This is a genomic window from Streptomyces sp. NPDC001513 (genome assembly GCF_042894695.1).
Lineage (GTDB): Bacteria > Actinomycetota > Actinomycetes > Streptomycetales > Streptomycetaceae > Streptomyces.
Window position 1 is genome coordinate 175,855 of record NZ_JBIAVU010000009.1, and the last position, 23,575, is coordinate 199,429.

Below are 23,575 nucleotides of genomic sequence, written 5' to 3' on the forward strand. Positions count from 1 at the left end.
CGTACGGGGTGCCGCGCGGCAGTGCCGGGCGTCGTGTGTGCCGGATGACGGATGTCATGCGGCGGACATGACAGTGCCCCCGCCCGGGGTCCGGGCGGGGGCACTGGTCCGTCGTGACGCGGCGCGGGTCAGTTCGCGTTGGTCTCGATGACGACGGTCCGTTCGGCGGTGGTCTTGCCGCGCAGGGCCTGGCCGAGGGCGCCGGCGACGTCCTGCGGGGTGACCGCCGTCTTGGCGCCGGTACCGCGGGTGATCAGGACCCCGTCGAAGGTGTTCCCGTAGACCGCCTTGAGCGCCTCCAGGTCGAACTTCTCCGTGAGGCGGCCGTCCACGGCCTGCATGCTGAGGAACTTCGGCAGGGACTTGGAACCGAAGGGGAGGGACTTGCCGCCCGCCTTGACCGTGGCGATGGCGGACATCGCCGGCTCCGCGAACTCCTTCATCGCCCGGTCCAGTTCGGCCTGGTTGACGGCCGGTTCCTTGGTGGTGGTCGGCAGTTCGGCCACGGCCGCCGTGCCGGTGGCGACCTGGTCGCGGAAGGCCTTGGTGACCAGGTCGACGGAGCCGTCCACGTCCAGGGTGGTGCCGGGCTTGCCGGGGACGGCCACGGCCTTGCCGGTGTCGAAGGTGATCGTGCCCTCGGTGACCGAGCCGGCCGTGCCCGCGAGTTCCTGGAGCGCGCCCTGGAGCTTCTCCTCGTCGACCGGCATCACGGGGTCGGCGACGCGCTCGTTGCCGAGGAGGGAGCCGATGACGGTGACGGGGTTGTAGTCGCTGCCGGCCGCGTTGCGGACGGTGGTCTGGCCGTCGAGGGTCAGCCCGGCCTTGTCGGGCTTCAGCTCGACCTGCTTGCCGCCGATGTTGAGCTGGATCGGGGTGGAGGCGCGGGTGCCGAAGGCCGTCTGGAGCTTGGCCACGGCCTCGTCGCGGGTGCCGCCGATGTCGACGCCGAGGACGGTGGTGCCCTTGGGGACGTCGGAGTGGTTCAGGAGCAGCCCGGCGCCGTAGGCCACGCCGATCAGGGCGACGATCCCGCCGCCGAGCAGGACCAGCTTGGAGCGGCCCTTCTTGGCGGGCTTGGCGGTGCCCTTCTGCTGTGCGGGCGCGGGGCGCGGGGCCACCGGTGCCGGTACGGGCACGGGCACCGGGGTCGGCGTCGGCATCGGCGTGTCCAGCACGGGGCCGGGCCAGCCCGCCGCGTCCTCGACGCGGGGTCCGCCGCCGGGGCCGCCGACCGGGCCGGAGCCGTAGCCGGGACCGCCGGTGGGTCCGGCGGGCTGGCTGCCGTAGACCGGGAAGGCCTCGGTGACGGGGCCGCCGTCGCCCTGGTCGCTCCCGTACACCGGGAAGCCCTGGGTGGAGCCGACGCCGGGGCCACCGGGCATCGGCGCGGCGGGCGCGGGCGGCTGGGCGTAGCCGGTGCCGTAGTCCGCCACGGGCGGCGGCGGGGTGCGCGGCGGCGCGTAGGCGCTGTCCGGCGCGGGCGGGGTCTGGGTGCGCGGCGGGGGCGCGTAGCCGCCGCCCGGCACGGGCGGAGGCGCCATCGGGGTGGGCATGGGCGTGCGCGCGGCGCCGGGCACGGGCCGCTGCGCGAGCGGCGGCGGGGCGGACGCGGCCGGCGGCATCTGCGCGGCGGCGGGCGGCGGGGTCGCGGGGGCGGCGCCCCCCGACTTGCGGGGGGCGAACCAGTTGCTGGCGGCCGGCTCCCCGGCTTCGGCCGGGCCCTGGCCGCGGGCCGGCTCCGGCTCCCGCTCGGCCTCGATCCGCGTCGGCTGCGGCCGCTGCGCGGGCGTGGGCTTCGGCTCGGGCGTCGGCGCCGGCCCCTGCTCCGGCGCGGCGGCGGCCGGGCCGGAGTTGGTGCCCATCGACTTGCGCACGACCACCGGCGGGATCGGCCGGGAGCCGGGGATGTTGATCCGGATCCGGGTCGTCAGGGTGGTCTCGGTCTTGGGCCCGTCGGATTCGGGCGTGGACGGCTTCGAGGTCACAGGGTTCTCCTCCGGAGCGGTCGACGCGCCAGGTCCGGGCGGCACGCTCGTGGACGGGTGCTGGCCGGTTCCGTACGGCGGCGTCCCCGAGGGGTATGCGGCTCCACCGTGCCCCTTGGGCCCGGAGGACGAACTGTCGGTTTCACGACTCAAGGCAGGTTCTCCCGGTTGGCTCCGCCGCCCGTCATACCGTGCGCGGGCAGCTCGGCGGCCCGTCCACCATACTGGCCGCCGCCCGCACGCAACTGACGGCCGGGATTCAGGGGTTCCTCACAGCGCCCGTCAAACCCCCCTGAACCGGCCCGAGAGACCCCGTGCCCGGTCCTGCGCCGATCTCCCTACGAGGTCCGACACCACGTCACTTGGCAGAGCGCGCGGCCGAAACCGGCCGGTCCAGCGGACCGCGCATCGTGGCACACATCACAGCGAGCACCGTTCCACCCAAAAGGTAGGCGTACATACCGATTCCGGACGAACTGAGGAGGAAGTCCCCCTCGGGGCGCGGAACGCTGAGCATCACGTACGCGAGGAACCAGCCGGCCGCCGCCCCGCCCACGCCGAGGGCGGTGCCGAGGGCGATCCGGCCCCCGAGGAACAGCCCGAAGAGGGCCAGCAGGGCGAGCAGCAGGCCGCCGGGGAACCACAGGTCCACCACCAGCCAGCCGGCCGCGCCGGTCAGCGCGCCCGCGACCAGCAGGCCCAGGCCGCCGGCGACCCGGCCCACCGTCAGGCTGCTGGTCATGCCCCCACCCCCGCGAAGAGGTCGTGCTCGCGCGTCCCCGCCGGTACGCCCGGCCGGCCCTCGACCAGTTCGTAGTACTCGCGGGTGAACAGCGGCTGTGCCAGGTCGTTGGAGAGGGCGAAGACGGGCCCGTCCACGGCGATCTGGGTGGCGTGGGCCCGCATGGCGGCCGCCTTCGCCGCGGCGAAGGCCTCCTCGGCCCCGATCTCGGCGGTGATCCGCTCGTCGGCGACGACCCCCGGCACGTCCCCGGGCGAGCCGAGCCCCGGGAAGGGGTTCCCGGTTCCGGCGGCGCGCAGCCGGGCGAAGCCCTCCTCGACCACGGAGAGCGGGACGCGGTTCCAGTAGATCTTCCCGACCGTGTGCGGGGTGCCGAGGTCGCGCCGGTACGCGGTCTCCGCGGCCAGTTCGGCGGCGCGCATGGCGACCCGGTGGGCCTGGATGTGGTCGGGGTGCCCGTAGCCGCCGTCCGGGTCGTACGTGACGAGCACCTGCGGGCGCAGCTCGCGGATCACCTCCACGAGGTACGCGGCCGCCTCGTCCACGTCGGCGGACCAGAAGGCCCCCGGGCGGTGGTTCTGCGGGGCGCCCATCATCCCGGAGTCCCGGAAGCGGCCGGGGCCGCCGAGGAACCGGTGGTCGTGGACGCCCAGCTCGGCCATGGCGGCGGCGAGTTCGCCGACGCGGTGGGCGCCGAGGGTGTCGTCGCGGTCGGCCGCCAGGTGGGCGAGGGCGGGCGGGATGACCTCGCCCTCCTCGCCGAGGGTGCACGTCACCAACGCGACGTGGGCGCCCTCGGCCGCGTACTTGGCCATGGTGACGCCGTTGTTGATCGACTCGTCGTCCGGGTGCGCGTGCACGAGGAGCAGACGACGGGCGGGAAGACCGTTCATGGGCCTAGCCTACGAGGCACGGCTCAGAACTTGAGGCCACTGATCATGCTCGCCACGTTCGAGGTGAGCTGGCTGAGGGTCGGGGCGATGGTGGAGCTCGCCAGGTAGAAGCCGAGCAGTACGCAGACGACCGCGTGTCCCGCCTTCAGGCCGGCCCTCCGGACCAGCAGGAAGACGATGATCGCCAGCAGCACCACGGCGGAGATCGAGAGTGCCACGGCGTTTCACCTCCACGTCGAGCGGACATCGGTACGCGCATTCGTGCTCGGCGAGAGTCATACCCACCGTGCGCTACGGATCATAACTATCCGTGCCAGCGCATCGATCGAAATCCGGCAGCACGAGGGGCGCATGGCGCGCACGGGCGGGGTCACGGGGAGGTCGGCCGGGGCGGCTGTACGCCTCCCCGGCCGACTGTCGGCACCCGCACGGCCGCACGCCACACAGGCTGCATGCCCCAGATCTCGGGGCAGAAACGGTCAAGTTGCCCCCGTGTAAACCGCGTTGAGGGGCACTGGCCACACCCGCACCTCACACCCCGTGGGTGGCCGGAAATCATCGGTCTGCGGGGAGTCCGTCCCACGGACAGGACAGGCCGGAACAGGACCGGCGGGCCGGTACTAGTCCTCCGCGCCCGGCGGGGGTGTCTGCGGGACCACCTGTTTCTCCGCCGCGAAGTGACACGCCGAGGGGTGGGCCGCCGGGCCCGAGGGGAAGGCCTGCGGCACCGCCAGCAGCGGTACCTCCGCCGTGCAGCGGGGCTCGGCCTTCCAGCAGCGGGTGCGGAAGGGGCAGCCCGACGGCGGGTTGGCCGGGGAGGGCACGTCACCGGAGAGGATGATCCGCTCGCGGTGGGCGCGGGCCTCCGGGTCCGGCACGGGAACGGCCGAAAGCAGGGCCTGGGTGTACGGGTGGGTCGGGTGGTCGTAGATCTGGCTGTCGGTGCCGATCTCCACGATCCGGCCCAGGTACATGACGCCCACCCGGTCCGAGATGTGCCGCACGATCGACAGGTCGTGCGCGATGAAGACGTAGGACAGGCTGAAGTCCTTCTGGAGGCGGTCCAGGAGGTTGATCACCTGCGCCTGCACGGAGACGTCGAGGGCCGAGACCGGCTCGTCGGCCACGATGATCTCGGGCTGCAGCGCGAGGCCGCGGGCGATGCCGATGCGCTGGCGCTGACCGCCGGAGAACTGGTGCGGGTAGCGGTTGATGTACTCCGGGTTCAGGCCGACCACGTCGAGGAGGTCCTGGACCTTCTGCCGGCGCGAGCCCTTCGGAGCCACCTCGGGGTGGATCTCGTAGGGCTCGCCGATGATGTCGCCGACCGTCATCCGCGGGTTCAGCGAGGTGTACGGGTCCTGGAAGACCATCTGGATGTTGCGGCGCACCGCCTTCAGGGCGCGGCCGGACAGCCTGGTGAGGTCCTCCCCCTTGTAGAGGATCGAACCCGCCGTCGGCCGCTCCAGGTTGACCAGCATCTTGGCCACGGTCGACTTCCCGCAGCCGGACTCGCCGACGATGCCCAGCGTCTCGCCGGCCCGCAGGTCGAAGGAGACCCCGTCGACGGCCTTGACCGCGCCGACCTGTTTGCGGAAGACGATGCCCTGGGTCAGCGGGTAGTGCTTGACCAGGTCCTTCACTTCCAGAAGGGACTCAGCCACGGAGGCACTCCTTCCAGAAGAAGCACGCGCTGGTCCGCTCCTCGGCGACCTGCGCGAGCGGCGGGACCTCGGCGCGGCAGACGGCCTGCGCCATCGGACAGCGCGGGTTGAAGGCACAGCCGGGCGGGATGGCCAGCAGGTTCGGCGGCAGGCCCTTGATGGCGTACAGCTCCTGCCCCTTCTGGTCCAGGCGCGGGATGGAGTCCAGCAGGCCGCGCGTGTACGGGTGCGCGGGCGCCTTGTAGATCTCGTGGACGGGGGCCGCCTCGACGATCCGGCCGGCGTACATGACGGCGATCTTGTCGGCCACGTCCGCGACCACGCCCAGGTCGTGGGTGATCAGGATGAGGCCCATGTTCAGCTCGCGCTGCAGCTCGGCCAGCAGGTCCATCACCTGCGCCTGGACGGTCACGTCCAGGGCCGTCGTCGGCTCGTCCGCGATGATCAGCGAGGGCTCCAGGGCCAGCGCCATGGCGATCATGATGCGCTGGCGCATGCCGCCCGAGAACTGGTGCGGGAAGTCCCCCACCCGCTGTTTCGCCGCCGGGATCCGCACCCGGTCCATCAGCTCGACGGCCTTGGCCTTGGCGTCCTTGCGGGACATCCCGCGGTGGACCTCGTACATCTCGCCGAGTTGCTTGCCCACGCTCAGGACCGGGTTCAGCGAGGAGAGCGCGTCCTGGAAGATCATCGCCATGTCGGCGCCGCGGATCCTGCGCCGCTCCTCCTCCTTCATCCTGAGGAGGTCCTTGCCCTTGAAGAGGATCTCGCCGCCGGCGATCCGGCCCGGCGGCATGTCGAGGATCCCCATCACGGCCTGGGCGGTCACCGACTTGCCGGAGCCCGACTCGCCGAGCACGGCGAGCGTCTCGCCCTCGTCCACCGAGTAGTCGACGCCGTTGACCGCCTTCGCGACTCCGTCGCGCGTCTTGAATTCCACGTGCAGATCGCGGACTTCGAGCAGCATGTGCGGGGCTCCTCAGCGCAGCTTGGGGTCGAGGGCGTCGCGCACCGCGTCGCCGAGCATGATGAAGGCGAGCACCGTGAGGCTCAGCGCGCCCGCCGGCCAGAGCAGCATGTGCGGGGCGTTGCGGATCTGCGAGGCCGCGTTGGAGATGTCGATGCCCCACGAGACGGTGGGCGGGCGCAGGCCGACGCCGAGGAAGGACAGGGTGGCCTCCAGCGCGATGTACGTGCCGAGCGCGATGGTGGCGACGACGATGACGGGGGCGACGGCGTTGGGCGCCACGTGCCGCAGCAGCATCCGGCCGTTGCCGGCGCCCAGGGCCCGGGCGGCCTGGACGTAGTCGTTCTGTTTGGCGGTGATCACCGAGCCGCGGGCGATGCGGGCGATCTGCGGCCAGCCGAGGAGCACGATGAAGCCGACCACGGGCCACACGGTGGTGCTGGTGACGACCGACAGGAAGACCAGACCGCCGAGGACCACCGGGATGCCGAAGAAGATGTCGGCGACCCGGGAGAGCAGCGCGTCGCCCCAGCCGCCGAAGAAACCGGCGAGCCCGCCGAGCGCGGAGCCGAGCAGGGCGGCGCCGAGGGTGGCGCAGACGCCGACGGTGATGGAGGCGCGCGCCCCGTAGACCGTGCGGGTGTAGACGTCGCAGCCCTGGGTGTCGTAGCCGAAGGGGTGGCCCGGGGAGGAGCCCTGCTGCGATTTGGACAGGTCGCACTGGAGCGGGTCGCCGCTCGCGATGAGCTGCGGCCAGATCGAGATGATCACGAGGAAGAGGATCAGCAGCGAGGAGAGGATGAAGACGGGGTTGCGGCGCAGCTGGTGCCAGGCGTCGGACCACAGCGAGCGGGCCTTCTCGGTGGGTCCGGGGCCGGTCGGCCCGGCGGTCTTCTCGATGCCCTCGACGCTCTCGGCTTCCTCCAGCGCGAGATCCATGGGCCCTCCCTGGCCGGTGGGGGAGACCGCCTCGTGCCGGCGGGGGCCGACGGGGTCGTATCCGCCGGGGCCTTCGGCGCGCTCGGGGGGCTCGGGCTCAGGCATAACGGATCCTCGGGTCCAGGACCGCGTAGAGCAGGTCGACGAGCAGGTTCGCCAGCAGGAAGACGATGACGAGGATGGTCACGAAGCCGACGACGGTGGGCGAGTTGTTGCGCAGGATGCCCTGGTAGAGCTGGTAGCCGACGCCGTGGATGTTGAAGATCCGCTCGGTGACGATGGCGCCGCCCATCAGCGCACCGATGTCGGTGCCGATGAAGGTGACCACCGGGATCAGGGAGTTGCGCAGCAGGTGGCGGGTGACGACCCGGCTCCGGGGCAGGCCCTTGGCGGTGGCCGTGCGCACGTAGTCGGCCTTGACGTTCTCGGCGATGGAGGTGCGCGACAGCCGGGTGACGTAGGCGAGGGAGACCAGCGCGAGGACGATGCCGGGCAGGATCAGCTCGTTGAGGGGGGCCTCCGGGGAGACGGTGGGCCGCACCCAGCCCCATTTGACGCCGAAGAGGTACTGGAGCAGGTAGCCCGTCACGAAGGTGGGCACGGAGATGACCACGAGGGTGGCCACGAGCACGGAGGTGTCGACGGTCTTGCCGCGGCGCAGCCCGCTGAGCACGCCCAGGGTGATGCCGATGACGACCTCGAAGAAGATCGCGACCAGGGTCAGGCGCAGGGTGACGGGGAAGGCGCTGGCCATCAGCTCGGTGACGGACTGGCCGTTGAAGGCCGTGCCGAAGTCGCCCTGGAAGATCTGGCCCATGTAGTGGAGGTACTGCTTCCACAGCGGCTGGTCGAGGTAGAGGTCCTTGCGGATGCGGGCGGCGGTCGCGGGGTCGGGGGCCTTGTCGCCGAAGAGGGCCGCGACCGGGTCGCCGAGCGCGTACACCATGACGAAGATCAGGAACGTGCTGCCGATGAACACCGGGATCATCTGGAGCAGCCGCCGGATCACATAACGTCCCATGGACTGCTCCAGGATCGATCCGAAACGTGGGTCAGCTGACCTTGATCTGGTCGTACACGGGCACGCTGAACTGGTTGAGCGCCACGTCCGAGAGGCGCTCGGCGTAGCCCGCGCTGCCGTTCTGGTACCAGAGCGGGATGGCCGGCATCTGCTCGGCGAGGATCTTCTCGGAGTCCTGGAACTTCGCGATGGCCTTGGCCGGGTCGCTCTCCTGGTTGGCCTCGTCGACGAGCTTGTCGAAGTCCGGGTTGCTGAACTTCCCGTAGTTGGAGGAGGCGCCGGTGTAGTAGAGCGGCTGGAGGAAGTTCTGGATCAGCGGGTAGTCGGCCTGCCAGCCGGAACGGAAGGGGCCGGTCAGCTTGAAGGAGCTCTGCTGGTTGCGGAAGTCGGCGAAGGTGCCGATCGGGTTGACCGTGCACACCGGGCCCTCGCCCAGCGCGTTGTTGACGCTGTTGCAGACGGCGTCCATCCAGTCGCGGTGCGAGCCGGTGTCCACGTTGGACGTCAGAGTGACCTTGCCGCCGGGGAGCCCGCCGCCCTCCTGGATGAGCTTCTTGGCCTCGGCCGGGTCGTAGACGCAGGCGTCGCCGCAGACCGTGGAGGAGAAGCCGCCCTTCTCGCCGAGCGCCGGCGAGGTCCAGTCCTTGGCGGGGGTGCGGGTCTCGCGGAAGATCTGCTTGGTGATCTCGTCGCGGTTGATCGCCCGGGAGATGCCCTGGCGGACCTTCTCCATGCCCGGCTTGCTCCACTGCGCGTCGTACAGCGGGAAGGTGAGGGTCTGGATGATGAGGGCCGGCTGGTTGATGTAGCGGTCGCCGAGGTCGTTCTTGACGTTCTTCAGCTGCTGCGCCGGGATGTCGTCGACGAGGTCGAGGTTGCCGGAGATCAGGTCGGTGTAGGCGGTGTTGTTGTCGGTGTAGACCTTCAGGTCCACGCCGCCGTTCTGCGCCTTGTCCGTACCGGGGTACGCGTCCCACTTGCGCAGCTTCATGCCGGTGCCCTTGGTGTACGAGTCCACCGTGTACGGGCCGTTGCCGATCGGCTTGTCCAGCCAGCCGGTGTGGTCGGTGAAGAAGGCCTGGGGCAGCGGCGAGAACGCCTGGTAGCCGAGGGTCTCGGGCCAGGTCGAGAACTTGTTCTTGAGGGCGACGGTGAAGGTTTTGGGGTCCTTCACCACCAGCCCGGACATCGTCTTCGCCTTCGGTTCCCCGGAGGCCGGGTGCACGTCCTGGTAGCCGACGATGTCGGAGAAGAACGGCGAGTTGTTCTGCTTGTTGCGCACGTCCGCGCCGTAGTTCCAGGCGTCCACGAAGGACTGTGAGGTGACCGGCTCGTCGTTGCTGAACTTCCAGCCGTCCTTCAGCGTGATCGTGAAGTTCTGACTGTCCGTCGTCTCGATCTTCTCGGCGAGCATGTTGTTCGCCTCGCCGGTCTTCGGGTCGTAGCGCTTGAGACCCCGGAACAGCATGTCGAGGACCTTGCCGCCCTGCACCTCGTTGGTATTGGCAGGCTCCAACGGGTTCTGCGGGTCACCCCACGAAGAGCTGACGATCCCCGCGTCGCCCCCGCCCCCACCGCTGTCGCTTCCACCGCCGCAGGCCGTCGCCGCGAGGGCGACGGCCACCGCACATGCGGCCCACTTGGCGTGGGTGGCTCCGCGCATGGAGTGCCTCCTATGGGTCCCAGACTCACTTAGGGGCCAATGTCACCCTATGTGGGGGCCCGCACACGCCCCGTTGGACCGATTGCACCCGCGCGTCACGCCCCTGTCACCCCTGCGAGTGCAACGGCAGCTCCCAGGAGTCGACCGCGTAGTGCAGGCCCATGCCGTGCGCCTCGTAGAGACCGAGTGCGCCCGTTTCGTTGTGGGTGTCCACGCCGAGGCCGATGGTGTCGCGGCCGCGGGCGGCGTAGGCCGCGAAGCAGTGGCGCAGGAGGAAGCCGCCGAGGCCGCGGCCGCGGAGTTCCTTGCGTACGCCGATGTGGCCGACCCAGCCCATGCTGGTGCGGTCGTCGCGGGTGAGCAGGACGGCCGCGTCGCCGTGGCCGGGCAGGCTCGCGATCCAGACCAGGGACCAGTCGAGGCGGCGGCCGTCGATGTGGTCCAGCCAGGCCTCGTACGGGCGGTCCACATGGCCGAAGTGCGCCGCGAAGGTCTCCTCGATCAGGGCGTGGGCCCGGCGGCGGTCGGCCTCGTCGTCGGCGCAGTGGCGCAGGGTGAGCCCGGCCGGAGCGGCCGGCGGGAGGTCGGCCGCCGGCGACAGGGAGCGGGTCATGACCTGGTAGCGGCGGATGGTGCGGTAGCCGCGCCCGGTGAGGTGGGAGAGGTCGAGCGTGGGCTCCACGTTGAGCTGGAGCCGCAGGACGCCGGAACCGGCGGTCAGCTCCCGGGCCCTGGCCTCCATGCGCTCCAGCAGCAGGACGGCGGCCTCGTCGTGGCCGGGCAGTACGTAGTGGTCGCCGTCGACGCGGCCCGGTCCGGAGTCCGCCCAGACGAGGGCGTAGGCCACGAGCCGGCCGTCCTCGAAGGCGAGCCAGGAGTCGGTGGCCAGGTCGACGTCGGGGGCGTTGAGGTCGGATTCGACGGTGCCCAGGTCGGTTTCCGGGCGGCCGATCTCGATCATGTCGACGGCGTTGAGGAGGGCGCAGATGTCGGCCGCGTCCCCGGGCCCGGCGGGCCGTACGGTGAGGATCATTGCCTCACTCTCCGGCCCGCGCTCCCGGGGCCGCAACCGGGTTTCCGGGACCCGTACGGAAACGGCCGGTCCCCGGTGCTCGAAGCACCGGGGACCGGCCATGGCCCTGCGGGGTCCGTCGGAGGTCAGACGGCCAGGATGGCCTTCTCCTCCGCGAAGTGGCAGGCCGACTCGTGCGCGGCCGGGCCGGTCTGGCCCTTGAAGCGCTCCGGGATCGCCAGCAGCGGCTCCTCGACGGAGCACTTGTCCTCGGCCTTCCAGCAGCGGGTGCGGAAGCGGCAGCCCGACGGCGGGTTGGCCGGCGACGGGACGTCACCGGTGAGGATGATGCGCTCGCGGCCCTCGCGGGCGTCCGGGTCGGGGACCGGGACGGCGGAGAGCAGCGCCTGGGTGTACGGGTGCGTCGGGTGCTCGTAGATCTGGGCGTCGGAGCCGATCTCGGCCATCTTGCCCAGGTACATGACGCCGACGCGGTCCGAGATGTGCCGGACGATCGACAGGTCGTGCGCGATGAAGAGGTAGGAGAGGTTGAACTCGTCCTGGAGCTTCTCCATCAGGTTGATGACCTGCGCCTGCACCGACACGTCGAGCGCGGAGACCGGCTCGTCGCAGATGATGATCTCGGGCTGCAGGGCCAGGCCGCGGGCGATGCCGATGCGCTGGCGCTGACCGCCGGAGAACTGGTGCGGGTACCGGTTGATGTACTCCGGGTTCAGGCCCACGACGTCCAGGAGCTCCTGGACCTTGCGGCGCCGGTCGCCCTTGGGAGCCACCTCGGGGTGGATCTCGAAGGGCTCCCCGATGATGTCGCCGACCGTCATGCGCGGGTTCAGCGACGTGTACGGGTCCTGGAACACCATCTGGATGTTGCGGCGGACGGCCTTGAGGGCCTTGCCGGACAGCCGGCTGATGTCCTCGCCCTTGTAGAGCACCTGGCCGGAGGTGGCCCGCTCCAGGTTCATCAGGAGCTTGGCGACCGTGGACTTGCCACAGCCGGACTCGCCGACGATGCCGAGGGTCTCGCCCTGGTACAGGTCGAAGGAGATCCCGTCGACCGCCTTGACCGCGCCGACCTGCTTCTTGAACAGGATGCCCTGGGTCAGCGGGAAGTGCTTGACCAGGTTGCGGACCTGGAGGATCGGCTCGCGCTCGGTGGCGTTCTTGGTGAGCTCAGCCATGGATCTGCTCCTTCCAGAAGTGGCACGCGCTGCCGCGGCCCGGCAGTTCGGTGCCGTCCTGCTCGGTGACGGGGTGCAGTACGGGGATCTCCGTACGGCAGATGTCCTGCGCCTTGGGACAGCGGGGGCTGAAGGCGCAGCCCGTCGGGATGCGGAGCAGGTTGGGCGGCAGACCCTTGATCGCGTAGAGCTCCTGGCCCTTCTGGTCCAGGCGCGGGATCGAGTCGAGCAGGCCGCGGGTGTACGGGTGGGACGGGCGCTTGTAGATCTCGTGGACCGGAGCGGTCTCGACGATCCGGCCCGCGTACATGACGGCGATCTTGTCCGCGACGTCGGCGACGACGCCGAGGTCGTGGGTGATCAGGATCAGGCCCATGTTCATCTCGCGCTGGAGCTCCGCGAGCAGGTCCATGACCTGGGCCTGGACCGTCACGTCGAGGGCCGTGGTGGGCTCGTCGGCGATGATCAGGTCCGGCTCCAGGGCCAGCGCCATGGCGATCATGATGCGCTGGCGCATACCGCCGGAGAACTGGTGCGGGTAGTCGCCGACGCGCGCCTTGGCGGCGGGGATCTTCACCCGGTCCATGAGCTCGATGGCCTTGATCTCCGCGTCCCTCTTGGAGGCGCCGCGGTGGACCCGGAACATCTCGCCGAGCTGGTCGCCCACCGAGTAGACCGGGTTCAGGGACGACAGGGCGTCCTGGAAGATCATCGCCATCTTGTTGCCGCGGAGCTTGCGCCGCTCCTCGTCGGACATCTTGAGGATGTCCTTGCCGTGGAAGCGCACCTCGCCGCCGGCGATCCGTCCGGGCGGGCTGTCGAGAATGCCCATGATCGCCTGTGCGGTGACGGACTTGCCGGAGCCGGACTCGCCGAGCACGGCGAGGGTCTCGCCGGCGTTGACGCTGTAGCTCACGCCGTTGACGGCCTTGGCGACCCCGTCACGGGTCTTGAACTCGACCTGGAGGTTGTCCACCTCCAGCAGCGGCACGGCGGACCCGCCACCGGTCTCCGCAACGCTGAGAATCTCCGACGTCGTCACGCCGCCACCTTCGTCCTGCTTGCTGATGTTGTCTCGGGGCATCGGGCGGCCCTACCGGAGCTTCGGGTCGAGCGCGTCACGCAGGCCGTCGCCGACGAAGGCGAAGCCGAGCACGGTGACGACGACGAACAGGCTGGGGAAGTACCACAGGTAGTCATTGACGCCGATGAAGCCCTGACCGGCCGCCAGCATGTTGCCCCACTCGGGGACGTCGACGGGGACACCGGCTCCGAGGAAGGAGAGCGCTGCCACACCGACGATCGTGGTGCCGACGTTGAACGTCGCGTAGACCAGAACGGCGGTCAGCGAGTTCGGCAGGATGTGCGTGCGGACGACCCGCCAGCCGCTGGCGCCGAGCGCCTTGGCCGCGTGGACGTAGTCCATCTCGCGCACCGACAGGATCGAGCTGCGCAGGAGCCTGGACACGGTGGCCCAGGAGAAGATGGCCAGCGAGATGACCACCGGGGTGATGCCGCGCCCGGTGACCAGGATGATGACGACGGCACCGATCATCAGCGGGAACGCGAGGAACACGTCCGCGACGCGCATGACCAGGGTGTCGGCGAAGCCGGCGAAGTAACCGGCGATGGCGCCGAGGGCGACACCGATCAGCACCGCGAAGAAGATCGAGGCGAGGCCGACGAACATGGCGACGCGGGTGCCGGCGATGAGGCGCGAGAACATGTCGCGGCCCAGGGCGTCGGTGCCCATCCAGTGCGTGCCGTTGGGCGAGGCGAGGGTGTTCTCGAGGTCCTGGGCGGCGGGGTCGAACGGGGCGAGCATGTCGCCGAAGATCGCCGTCAGGAACAGCACGGAGATGATCACGAGACCGACTACGGCCAGCTTGTTCTGGACGTAGCGGTGCCGGATCTCGCCCCACTGGCTCAGTTGCTTGGGTGCGGGTTCGGCGGCTGCCGAAGCGGACGACACGGGGTTCTCGTCCCCGATCGCCGGGCTCGTTGCGAGCTCAGACATGAGGAAATCCTCCTTGGGGGCGGTCAGCTGAGGCGGATACGCGGGTCGAGGGCCGCGTACAGCAGGTCCACGATGAGGCTGAGGACGACGAAGATCGCGACGCTGTAGGTCACGACACCGATGACGATCGGGTTGTTCTGCTGCTGAATCGCCTGAACCAGTGCCAGACCGACACCGTCCCAGTTGAAGATCGCCTCAGTGATGAGCGCGCCACCGAGGAGTCCGCCGAACGAAATACCCAGGTACGTGACCACGGGAATGGACGAGTTGCGCAGCACGTGCTTGAACAGCACGCGGCGTCGCGGAAGTCCCTTGGCCACGGCCGTCTTCACGTAGTCCGCGCGCAGCACCTCGAGCATCGTGCCGCGGGTCAGGCGGGCGACGAACGCGATGTCGGTGATGGCGAGGGTGATCGCGGGAAGGACCATGCCTTCGAGCTTGTCTCCGCCGAGCTGTGGGAACCACTGCAGTTCCACGGCGAAGTACTTCATGAGCAGCATGCCGATCACGAAGGTGGGGAATCCGACGGCCATCGTCGTAAAAAATGTCGTGGCCATGTCGAGAATGCTGTATCTGTAGAGCGCGGCGATGATGCCCACGCCCATACCGAACACGGTGACGAGCACGATGGCCAGGATGGCCAGCTTCGCCGTGTTCTGAAGCTTGGGGCCGAGGATCTCGGAAACCTCGCGGCGCTGCACGAAGTCCTCGCCGAGGTCGCCGGTGGCAACCTTCGCGACGTAGTTGACGTACTGCTCGGGCAGCGACTTGTCGAGCCCGTAACGCGCCTTCAGTTCCGCGACCACTGCGGGGTCACGTGCCTTGTCGCTGCCCGCGATCGAACCCACGGGATCGCCGGGGAGTACGAACAGACACGCGAACAGAACCATGGTCGCGCCTATGAGGACTATGACCATCTGCCCGAGGCGACGGGCGACGTACCTTCCCATGTTTTGCCTCTCTACCTGGCCGCTTCTGGGAGCAGCGACCTCCAGCCCAAGGAACGGGCCGGCTCTCGGCGTGCGGGGGTTGCCCGCGGATGTGAGGGGTGCCGAAGTGAAAACGGCCTGCCGAGCGGGGCCGCGGCCCACCGGTCACCCGGGGGCCGCGGCACGTTCGCTCCTGACGGATATACCGTCCGAACCGATTACTTCTTGATCGAGATCTTCTCGAGGATCGGGTCCTCGTTGAAGTTGATGTCGTCCAGACCGTTGAACTTGTCGGTCGCCATCAGGCGGAACTGGGAACGGTTGAAGGTCGGGATGAGCGCCATGTCGTCCATGGCCATCTTCTCGGCCTGCTTGTACATCGTGATGCGAGCGGCCTCGTCCTTGGTGGCGCGGGCCGTGTCGATCAGCTTGTCGAACTCGGGGTTGTTGTAACGGACGCGGTTGTCACCGGTCACGTTGCCCTCGGCGTCCTTGTTCATCGAGGCCGAGTGCAGCAGCGGGAACAGGAAGTTCTCCGGGGTCGGGTAGTCCGCGCCCCACGCGAAGCGGTAGAGGCCGGAGGCCGCGGAGCTCTGCTGCTCCTTGAGCATGCCCGGGAAGTCCTTGCCGTCGAGCTTGACCTTGACGCCCAGGACGTCCTCAAGCTGCTTGGCGATGGCCTGGACCCACTCTTCGTGGCCCGCACCGGTGTTGAAGCTGAAGCGGATCTCGGTACCCGGCTTCAGGCCGCCCTTCTCGGCGTACTCCTTCGCCTTGGCGACGTCCTGCTTGACGCAGGAGGTGCAGAGGTCCTTCTGGTAGGCCTTCGGGAAGGCCGGCGGCACGATGGTGGTCGACGGGGTCTGGTAGCCCTGGAAGACACCCTTGGCGATGGCCTGACGGTCGATCGCGTAGGAGATCGCCAGACGGGCGTCCTTGTTGTTCGTCGGACCGTTGTCACCGATCGGCAGAACGAAGTTCATGCCGTTCGTGTCCTTGGCGAACCACTTGTTCTGCGGCTTGTACTTCGCCTCGGCCGTCTTGAGCATCGGCGTCGGGATGTGCGCGTAGTCGAAGGTGCCGGCCTGGAAGCCGTCGTACTCGAGCTGCTGCGCGGTCTTGTCGTTGAGGAGCGTGACCTGGACCTTCTCGAGGGAGGCCTTCTGCAGACCGTACCCGTCGTTGCGGATCAGGTTGATCGCCTTGTTGTGCTCCCAGGTGCCGTCCATCTTGAACGGACCGTTACCGACGGGGGCCTCGCCGAACGCCTTGTCCTCTTCGCCGACCTTGGCGACCTTCGGAACCGGGCTGTAGGCAGCGTGCGCCGTCTTCAGGACGAACTCGCAGTCCGCCTTCGACAGGTCCACCTTGATGGTGTTCGGGTCCGGCGTGGTGACACCGGAGAAGGTCTTGGCGGAGCCGTCCTGCAGCTCGGCGTAACCCTTGATGCCGGCGAAGTGGTACGCCACGTCGGACGCGGCGGCCTTGTGCGCGGCACGGGCCCAACCGCGGGCGAACGCCTCGGCGTCCACGACCTCGCCGTTGGAGAACTTGGTGTCGGGCTTGACCTTGAAGGTCCACGAGGTGCAACCCTCGTCCGACGCCGCCGACTCGGCGAGCGCGGGCTCGGCCAGGCCGTCCGGCGTGTTGCCGTACAGGCCGGTGAACAGGGCGTTGGCCAGCAGGATGCCGGTGGACTCGTGGGCACGCCCCGGGTCGATGGTGTCCGGCTCCGTGCTGCCGAGCCGGAACACGCCACCGTTGGCAGCGCTTCCCTTGTCCTTGCTGTCACCGTCACCGCCGCCACAGGCGGTAGCGGCCAGGGCGACGACAACCGCGCCCACGACCCACTTGGCGCTCTTGGCACCGCGCATGGGTTTCCTCCTCATGAGTCCACTGATCGACTTGAGGGGCAAAAAAACCTCGCCGACACCCCTGACGGCGAGCATTTTCCTGCCCATAGTGTGCTCGTGAGTCGGCGCGCTCCCCACAGCGCGTGACCCATTGACCCGAGCTCAATGGAGCCATCCTCAGGGACTGCCAGGCCGTAAACCACACTTGGGTGGTCTCGTTTTCACAACATCGATCCGCGGCAGAAACCCGAAATCCGGACAAACGGATAGGAGACAGACACGTGCGAAACGGACGGTTAGCTCATCTTCCGGAGTGTCACGGTCGGTATGCGGACACCAGAACGCAAAAATCCGGTTGACAAAAGCGAACAGCCCCTCGCGTCACGGAGTCCGTGACGGGAGGGGCTGCTGCATTTCAGAGTGCTGCGGCCGACAGCGTCCGCCGCGGCCGCCCGCCCGAGCAAACCACGGGACGAGCGGCGCAACGACCCTGCTGCGTAAGGTCTTTACTCCTACTTGGCCGACTTGGCGCGCGACGCGGTGCGCGAGCGGTCCTTCTGGTCCAGCACGACCTTGCGGATGCGGACGGCCTCCGGGGTCACCTCGACGCACTCGTCGTCGCGGCAGAACTCCAGGGACTGCTCCAGGGAGAGCTTGCGGGGCGGAATCACGTTCTCCGTGTTGTCCGCGGAAGCCGCACGCATGTTGGTGAGCTTCTTCTCCTTGGTGATGTTCACGTCCATGTCGTCGGAGCGCGAGTTCTCGCCGACGATCATGCCCTCGTACACCTCGGTGCCGGGGTCGGTGAACAGGACGCCGCGCTCCTGCAGGTTGATCATCGCGAACGGCGTGACGGAGCCGGCGCGGTCGGCGACCAGCGAACCGTTGTTACGGGTCACCAGCGGGCCGAACCACGGCTCGTGGCCCTCGTGGATCGAGTGGGCGATGCCGGTGCCGCGCGTACCGGTCAGGAACTCGGTACGGAAGCCGATGAGACCGCGCGACGGGACGACGAACTCCATGCGGACCCAGCCGGAACCGTGGTTCGACATGTTGTCCATACGGCCCTTGCGGACGCCCATGAGCTGCGTGACCGCGCCCATGTGCTCCTCGGGGACGTCGATCGTCATGCGCTCGACCGGCTCGTGGACCTTGCCGTCGACCTCCTGCGTGACCACCTGCGGCTTGCCGATGGTCAGCTCGAAGCCCTCGCGGCGCATCTGCTCGACCAGGATGGCGAGCGCGAGCTCACCACGGCCCTGGACCTCCCAGGCGTCCGGACGCTCGGTGTCGAGGACGCGGAGCGAGACGTTGCCGACCAGCTCGCGGTCCAGACGGTCCTTGACCTGACGGGCGGTGACCTTGCGGTCCTTGACCGCGGACTTGGCGTCCGCGCCCTTGCCGCTGCCGCCACGGCCGACCATCGGGGAGGTGTTCGTACCGATGGTCATGGAGATCGCCGGCTCGTCGACCGAGATCAGCGGGAGCGCGATCGGGTTCTCCGGGTCGGCCAGGGTCTCGCCGATCATGATCTCGGGGAAACCGGCGACCGCGCAGATGTCACCCGGGCCCGCCACCTCGGCCGGCTTGCGGGTGAGCGCCTCGGTCATCATCAGCTCGGTGATGCGGACGTTGGAGATGGAGCCGTCACGCTTGATCCACGCGACGGTCTGACCCTTGCGCAGCTCACCCTGCTCGACGCGGACGAGCGCGATGCGGCCGAGGAAGTTGTCGGCGTCCAGGTTGGTGACGTGCGCCTGGAGGGGGGCCTCCTCGTCGTACACCGGGGCCGGGACGTGCTCCAGGATGGTGGAGAAGAACGGCTCCAGGCTGTCGCTGTCCGCGGGGACGGTGCCGTCCTCCGGCTTGGTCAGCGAGGCGACGCCGTCACGGCCGCAGGCGTAGACGATCGGGAACTCGATCTGGTCCTCGTCCGCGTCCAGGTCGAGGAAGAGGTCGTACGTCTCGTTGACGACCTCGTCGATCCGGGAGTCCGGACGGTCGGTCTTGTTGATGCAGAGGATGACCGGCATCTTCGCCTGCAGGGCCTTGCGCAGGACGAAGCGGGTCTGGGGCAGCGGACCCTCCGAGGCGTCCACCAGCAGGACGACCGCGTCCACCATCGACAGACCGCGCTCGACCTCGCCACCGAAGTCGGCGTGGCCGGGGGTGTCGATGATGTTGATCGTGATCGGGGCCCCGCCGTCCTTGGGGTGATACTTCACCGCCGTGTTCTTGGCGAGGATCGTGATGCCCTTCTCACGCTCCAGGTCGTTCGAGTCCATCATGCGGTCGTCGAGGTGCTGGTGGGCGGCGAAGGCACCGGCCTGCTTGAGCATGGCATCGACGATGGTCGTCTTGCCATGGTCGACGTGGGCGACGATGGCGACGTTACGGATGTCGTGGCGCGTGGGCACTTCGGCGCTTCTCCCGGGATCGTGGATGGCGTCGCGTACGGCCTGGCACGCGCGCCTCGGCCGGGCGAAAACCTGCCACGGCCTTACCCCATGGTACGTCGCGTGGCGGGAACCGCCTGCCGGGGGGCTGTCAAGGGGCCGGACGAATGAGCGCGGCCGAGTGCTGCGTGGGGTGCCCGGGCCGCCCATCGTGCCGGTAATCATGCGGGTCAACGGCCGGGTCAATGGGTACGGCACGACCTTGCCCGCCGGGGATCCGGCGAGCAAGGGACTTGAGTCACATCTGAGCTTGCCCCTCGGGGGTCAACCTGACAGGCACCCCTTTGTCATCACTTCTTCGCCCACGCTACTTCTTCTTGTCCTTGGCGGTCGGGGGCTTCTTCCAGCCGATGTCCTGGTAGCGGGGGCTGCCGAGGCCGAAGGCGCCGGCGTTGGCCAGGCCCGGCTTGACGGCCACCAGCTCCGGGCGCTGGTAGAGCGGGATGGAGCCGGCGGCGGCCCAGATCCGGGCGTCCGCCTTGCGGATCAGCTCGCGGGACTGGTCCTCGTCCAGCTCGCCGACCGCCTGGTCGAAGAGCTGGTCGATGTGGTCGGTGCCGACCCGGGTGTAGTTCTGTTCGACGAGGAGCGAGCCGTCCGCGGCCGGCTCCGGCTTGGCGAAGATGGGCCGGGCGTCGGTGGCCGGGTAGGCGGTCGCGGGCCAGGAGTAGAGCGCCAGGTCGTACTGGCCCGAGGCGATGTGGTCCTTGAAGAAGCTCTCGTCGGCCACCTTGGTCGTCTCGGTGTTCACCCCGACCTTCCGCAGCATCTGCGCGATCCGGTCGCCGACCGCGCGCAGGGACTCCGAGCCGGGGCCGGCCGGGAGGACGAAGCGCAGGGTCAGAGCCTTGCCGTCCTTGGCGAGCATGGCGCCGGAGGTGCGGGTGGCCTGCTTGGCCGGGGCCGGAGTGCCCTCGGCGGGATCGGCCGCGTCACCGTCGCGGGCCGCGCTGCGCTTGCCGTCGTCGACGGCGCCGGCGGTGCCTGCGGCGTCGGCGGCGTCGGCGGTGCCCGCGGCCGCCACCCGGGCGGCCTGGGCCAGGAGGGAGACCTCCTGCTGGGCGCCGAAGGGGGCGGGGGCCAGCACCGGGGAGGGCCGGTCCTGCGCATCGTCCGGGGCCGCGGCGGCGGGGCGCTCGCCGGGGCCCGCCGGGCGGGCCTGGGGGCGCTGCCCGGCGGCCGAGCGCGGGTCGCCGTTGGCCTCGTCGTCCTGGCCCACGATGTAGAGGCCGTCGTTTCCGGTGCCCGGGCCCGAGGGGGTCTTCCCATCGTCCTGCGGCGCGCTCTCCGGGCCGGCCTTGGCTCCCGCCGGCTCGGTGATCTTGCCGCCCCGGCGCCAGCCCGCGTCCGCGAGGAGGGCCTGGGCCGCCTGCATGTCCTGACCGCCGAGGGCGTCGCTGTTGTCGGCGTACGCCCGCTGCCCGGCCAGCGCCACGTGGCTGCCGACGGGCTTCGCGGGCAGGCCGAGCGGCTTCAGCACGAGCTCGGCCAGTGCCTTGCGGTCCAGCGCCCGGGCCACCGCCCGGCGCACCCGCTCGTCCGCCAGCGGGCCCGTGGACCCGTTCATGGCGAGCTGGGTGTAGGCCGGCTCCAGGGACTTGCGGACGGTGAAGTTCCGCAGGGCCGTCTGCTCGTCGGCGTACCGTTTCACCGCCGCCACGTGCTTGTCGCGGCTCTCCTTCTCCGCCGTGGCCTTGTCCTCGTCCGTGCCGAAGGCGACCGCCCACGACAGCGTGGCCTGCGCCGGGCTCATCGCGGCTCCCGGACCGTGGGCCGGGGCGCCGCCCGAGCCCGCGCCGCCCTTGTCGGCGTCGCCCTTGCCGGCGCCGCCCTTGCCCGCGGCGTCCTTGCCGGCCGCGTCCCGGCGGGCCAGAGCGATCCGGTCGGCGCCGGTGCGGTCGATCTCGGCCAGATCCAGCTTCCCGGCCGCCAGCGCCGCGGCGCGCTCGGCCCGCGGCACCGCCGTCAGGACCAGCGTGTCGAGCTTGGCCTGCCGGCCCCACCAGCGCGGATTGCGGGTGAGGGCCGCCGTACCCGTCTTCTTGTCGATCGCCCCCAGGGCGAAGGGCCCCGCGGTGACCTTCAGCGCGCCGCGGGCGCCCTCGTTGAAGGCGTCCGGGGTGCCCGTGACCTGCTTGGGGTAGAGCGGGCTGAAGAGCGAGCGCCAGTCGGCGTACGGCTTGGCGAAGGTGACCCTGACCTCCAGGTCGGTCTTGCCCTTCTCGATCTTCTCGATCCGCTCGTAGCCGGCGTTGCGCGCCGTCCAGTACGCCGAGTCCTTGCCGTTCAGGGCCCGCCACTGCGCCACGAAGTCGGCGGCGCCGATCTCGCGTCCGTCGCTCCACACCGCCTGCTGGTTCAGCTTGTAAAGGACGACCTGCTTGGGCTCCCGCTCGACGACTTCGGCCTTCTCCAGGTAGTCGGGATTGGCCACGGGCCGCCCCTTGGCGTCCAGCACGAACAGCTGCGGCAGCACCGCCCCGGCGATCCGGGCGGTGGTGGCGTCCGCGTCGGCCTGGAAGGTGTTCAGGGTGTCCGGCAGGGTGTCCACGGCCCAGCGCAGCACACCCCCGTCCGCGACCTTCTCGCGGGCGGTCGTGGCGATGTCCTGCCCGGCGGCGACAGGGCCGCCCTCGTCTTCACCCGCGCCGCAGCCCGTGAGGAGCGGCAGTGCGAGGACTCCCGAGGTCAGGAGCGCCAAGGACCTGCGCCTTCGCTGGGACATGGGTGATACCTCCGGGGCGGGGCGTGGGGGAAGCATGATCACGTTCGGCGGTATATGGAGCTGATCACACCGGTTGCCGGATCCCACTGAAATCGACGGTCCGCCGCACCCTTCGCACCCGCCTCTCGCCACGCCGCGAACCCCACCCGTGCGGACCAATCCGGCTTGCGCACCGAGAGGCCGTTCCCCCGGAAGAGGGATGAGAATGGGGGACAGGGAGGGGCGCACAGTTCACGCCTGCGCGCCCGCAATCGCTGCACGTCCCTTCACAACGGGGGACGGGAGGCGCGACACTCGCAGGCGCACATGAGCGTTGCCACCGCACCTCGGCGGAAGTGAGGGCAAATCATGTCCCTGCAAGACGATCTGAGTGCCGTACGCCGAAACCTCGACGCGCTCACGCGCAAGGTCGAGCAGCTGGAGCAGCAGGCCGGGCGGCGCAAGCCCGGGAGCTCGACGCCGGCGTCCCCGCCGGAGCCGTCCCGGATGGTGACGGTCCCGGACACGCCGTACGACAGCTCGCTGTGGACCGACTCGGACGACGAGGGCCTCGGCGCCCGCGACCGTCGCGCGCCCTGAGCGGCGTACGCGACCCCACGACCTCCCGCACACCCCATCCGGCCCGGCCGCTCGCGGCCGGGCCCCCTGGGGCCACCCCTCATCACTCCTCCCGGAGTCCTCTTTGGCCACAGGAACACAACCACCCCGGCAGCGGCCCGGCGGCGTCCACGACGCCTCGCGGGCCGCGATCACTGCCCGGCACCTGCGGACCGACCGGTGGTGGGTCTCCCCCGCGGTCACCGCGGCCGGGCTGCTCGCCTTCATCGCCTACTCGACCTGGCGGGCCTTCGCGAACGCCGACTACTACGCGGCCCCGTACGTCTCGCCCTTCTACTCCCCGTGCCTCGCGGAGAACTGCGTCCCGATGAAGGGCGGCCCCAACTGGGAGGTCTTCGGCAGCTGGTGGGGCCTCTCCCCCGCCCTGCTGATCCTGATCTTCCCGCTCGGGTTCCGGCTGACCTGCTACTACTACCGCAAGGCCTACTACCGCGGCTTCTGGGCCTCGCCGCCCGCCTGCGCCGTCGCCGAACCGCACACGAAGTACACCGGCGAGACCCGCTTCCCGCTGATCCTCCAGAACGCCCACCGGTACTTCTTCTACGCGGCGGTCCCGGTCGCGGGCATCCTCACGTACGACACCGTGCTGACCTTCCGCGACGAGCACTACGCGTGGGGCCACATGGGCCTCGGGACCCTGCTGTTCCTGGTCAACATCACGCTGATCTGGGCCTACACCCTGTCCTGCCACTCCTGCCGCCACATCATGGGCGGCCGGCTCAAGCACTTCTCGAAGCACCCGGTCCGCTACCGGCTCTGGGGCTGGATCAGCCGGCTCAACACCCGTCACATGCAGCTGGCGTGGGCCTCCCTGATCAGCGTGGCCCTGTCCGACTTCTACGTCTACCTGCTGGCCAGCGGCGCCTTCACCGACCCGAGGATCTTCTGA

Annotated in this window: 19 protein-coding genes; 2 read left to right on the forward strand and 17 right to left on the reverse strand. The window is 69.7% G+C overall.

The genetic code is table 11. The features are described from left to right. Nucleotides 1-128: 128 nt before the first annotated feature. From ACFYZ4_RS21470 to ACFYZ4_RS21550, 17 genes are all read right to left on the reverse strand, one after another. Complete coding sequence (locus tag ACFYZ4_RS21470) at nucleotides 129-1,988, reverse strand: hypothetical protein (RefSeq protein WP_390784568.1); 1,860 nt, start codon at nucleotides 1,986-1,988, stop codon at nucleotides 129-131. Between the two features lie 358 nt (nucleotides 1,989-2,346). Next, on the reverse strand, nucleotides 2,347-2,730 hold the full coding sequence (locus ACFYZ4_RS21475) for a DUF6113 family protein (RefSeq protein WP_390784569.1): 384 nt from the start codon (nucleotides 2,728-2,730) through the stop codon (nucleotides 2,347-2,349). Further along, the gene (gene mshB, locus ACFYZ4_RS21480) at nucleotides 2,727-3,623 is read right to left on the reverse strand and encodes an N-acetyl-1-D-myo-inositol-2-amino-2-deoxy-alpha-D-glucopyranoside deacetylase (RefSeq protein WP_351294134.1); all 897 of its coding nucleotides are present in this window, start codon (nucleotides 3,621-3,623) and stop codon (nucleotides 2,727-2,729) included. Before mshB ends, ACFYZ4_RS21475 begins: the two co-directional genes overlap by 4 nt. 23 nt (nucleotides 3,624-3,646) lie before the next feature. Further along, nucleotides 3,647-3,841, reverse strand: a complete 195-nt coding sequence (locus tag ACFYZ4_RS21485; RefSeq protein WP_030012369.1) for a hypothetical protein — start codon at nucleotides 3,839-3,841, stop codon at nucleotides 3,647-3,649. A 402-nt stretch (nucleotides 3,842-4,243) separates the two neighbouring features. Next, nucleotides 4,244-5,287 (reverse strand): dipeptide ABC transporter ATP-binding protein, encoded by a 1,044-nt coding sequence (locus ACFYZ4_RS21490; protein WP_351294131.1) that lies wholly within the window; start codon nucleotides 5,285-5,287, stop codon nucleotides 4,244-4,246. Then, nucleotides 5,280-6,254, reverse strand: coding sequence for an ABC transporter ATP-binding protein (locus ACFYZ4_RS21495; protein ID WP_351294128.1), 975 nt, complete (start codon nucleotides 6,252-6,254; stop codon nucleotides 5,280-5,282). Before ACFYZ4_RS21495 ends, ACFYZ4_RS21490 begins: the two co-directional genes overlap by 8 nt. A 12-nt stretch (nucleotides 6,255-6,266) precedes the next feature. Beyond that, nucleotides 6,267-7,298, reverse strand: a complete 1,032-nt coding sequence (locus ACFYZ4_RS21500; RefSeq protein WP_384348714.1) for an ABC transporter permease — start codon at nucleotides 7,296-7,298, stop codon at nucleotides 6,267-6,269. Then, nucleotides 7,291-8,214, reverse strand: coding sequence for an ABC transporter permease (locus tag ACFYZ4_RS21505; RefSeq protein WP_351589878.1), 924 nt, complete (start codon nucleotides 8,212-8,214; stop codon nucleotides 7,291-7,293). The genes ACFYZ4_RS21500 and ACFYZ4_RS21505 overlap by 8 nt, the downstream gene beginning before the upstream one ends. Before the next feature lie 31 nt (nucleotides 8,215-8,245). Then, nucleotides 8,246-9,877 carry an ABC transporter substrate-binding protein gene (locus ACFYZ4_RS21510; RefSeq protein WP_351294122.1) on the reverse strand — a complete coding sequence of 544 codons (1,632 nt, stop codon included), beginning with the start codon at nucleotides 9,875-9,877 and terminating at the stop codon, nucleotides 8,246-8,248. A gap of 106 nt (nucleotides 9,878-9,983) precedes the next feature. Beyond that, on the reverse strand, nucleotides 9,984-10,910 hold the full coding sequence (locus ACFYZ4_RS21515; protein ID WP_390784570.1) for a GNAT family N-acetyltransferase: 927 nt from the start codon (nucleotides 10,908-10,910) through the stop codon (nucleotides 9,984-9,986). 125 nt (nucleotides 10,911-11,035) lie between these two features. After that, nucleotides 11,036-12,088, reverse strand: a complete 1,053-nt coding sequence (locus tag ACFYZ4_RS21520; protein ID WP_351297812.1) for a dipeptide ABC transporter ATP-binding protein — start codon at nucleotides 12,086-12,088, stop codon at nucleotides 11,036-11,038. Next, a complete protein-coding gene (locus ACFYZ4_RS21525; protein WP_390784571.1) occupies nucleotides 12,081-13,130 on the reverse strand; it encodes an ABC transporter ATP-binding protein in 1,050 nt (349 codons plus the stop codon). Before ACFYZ4_RS21525 ends, ACFYZ4_RS21520 begins: the two co-directional genes overlap by 8 nt. A 51-nt stretch (nucleotides 13,131-13,181) precedes the next feature. Beyond that, nucleotides 13,182-14,105, reverse strand: a complete 924-nt coding sequence (locus ACFYZ4_RS21530) for an ABC transporter permease (protein ID WP_351297817.1) — start codon at nucleotides 14,103-14,105, stop codon at nucleotides 13,182-13,184. 23 nt (nucleotides 14,106-14,128) lie between these two features. Continuing rightward, entirely contained in the window at nucleotides 14,129-14,995 is an 867-nt protein-coding gene (locus ACFYZ4_RS21535; protein ID WP_384348722.1) for an ABC transporter permease, read from the reverse strand. Between the two features lie 257 nt (nucleotides 14,996-15,252). Next, on the reverse strand, nucleotides 15,253-16,908 hold the full coding sequence (locus ACFYZ4_RS21540) for an ABC transporter substrate-binding protein (protein ID WP_351297823.1): 1,656 nt from the start codon (nucleotides 16,906-16,908) through the stop codon (nucleotides 15,253-15,255). A 491-nt stretch (nucleotides 16,909-17,399) separates the two neighbouring features. Continuing rightward, a complete protein-coding gene (typA, locus tag ACFYZ4_RS21545) occupies nucleotides 17,400-19,304 on the reverse strand; it encodes a translational GTPase TypA (RefSeq protein WP_384348725.1) in 1,905 nt (634 codons plus the stop codon). Between the two features lie 346 nt (nucleotides 19,305-19,650). Continuing rightward, the gene (locus ACFYZ4_RS21550; protein ID WP_390784572.1) at nucleotides 19,651-22,068 is read right to left on the reverse strand and encodes an ABC transporter family substrate-binding protein; all 2,418 of its coding nucleotides are present in this window, start codon (nucleotides 22,066-22,068) and stop codon (nucleotides 19,651-19,653) included. A gap of 348 nt (nucleotides 22,069-22,416) precedes the next feature. Here ACFYZ4_RS21550 and ACFYZ4_RS21555 point away from each other — a divergent pair, with 348 nt between their 5' ends. After that, a complete protein-coding gene (locus ACFYZ4_RS21555) occupies nucleotides 22,417-22,647 on the forward strand; it encodes a hypothetical protein (RefSeq protein ID WP_351297831.1) in 231 nt (76 codons plus the stop codon). A gap of 103 nt (nucleotides 22,648-22,750) precedes the next feature. Next, nucleotides 22,751-23,575: a hypothetical protein gene (locus tag ACFYZ4_RS21560; protein ID WP_390784573.1), complete on the forward strand. Its 825-nt coding sequence runs from the start codon at nucleotides 22,751-22,753 to the stop codon at nucleotides 23,573-23,575.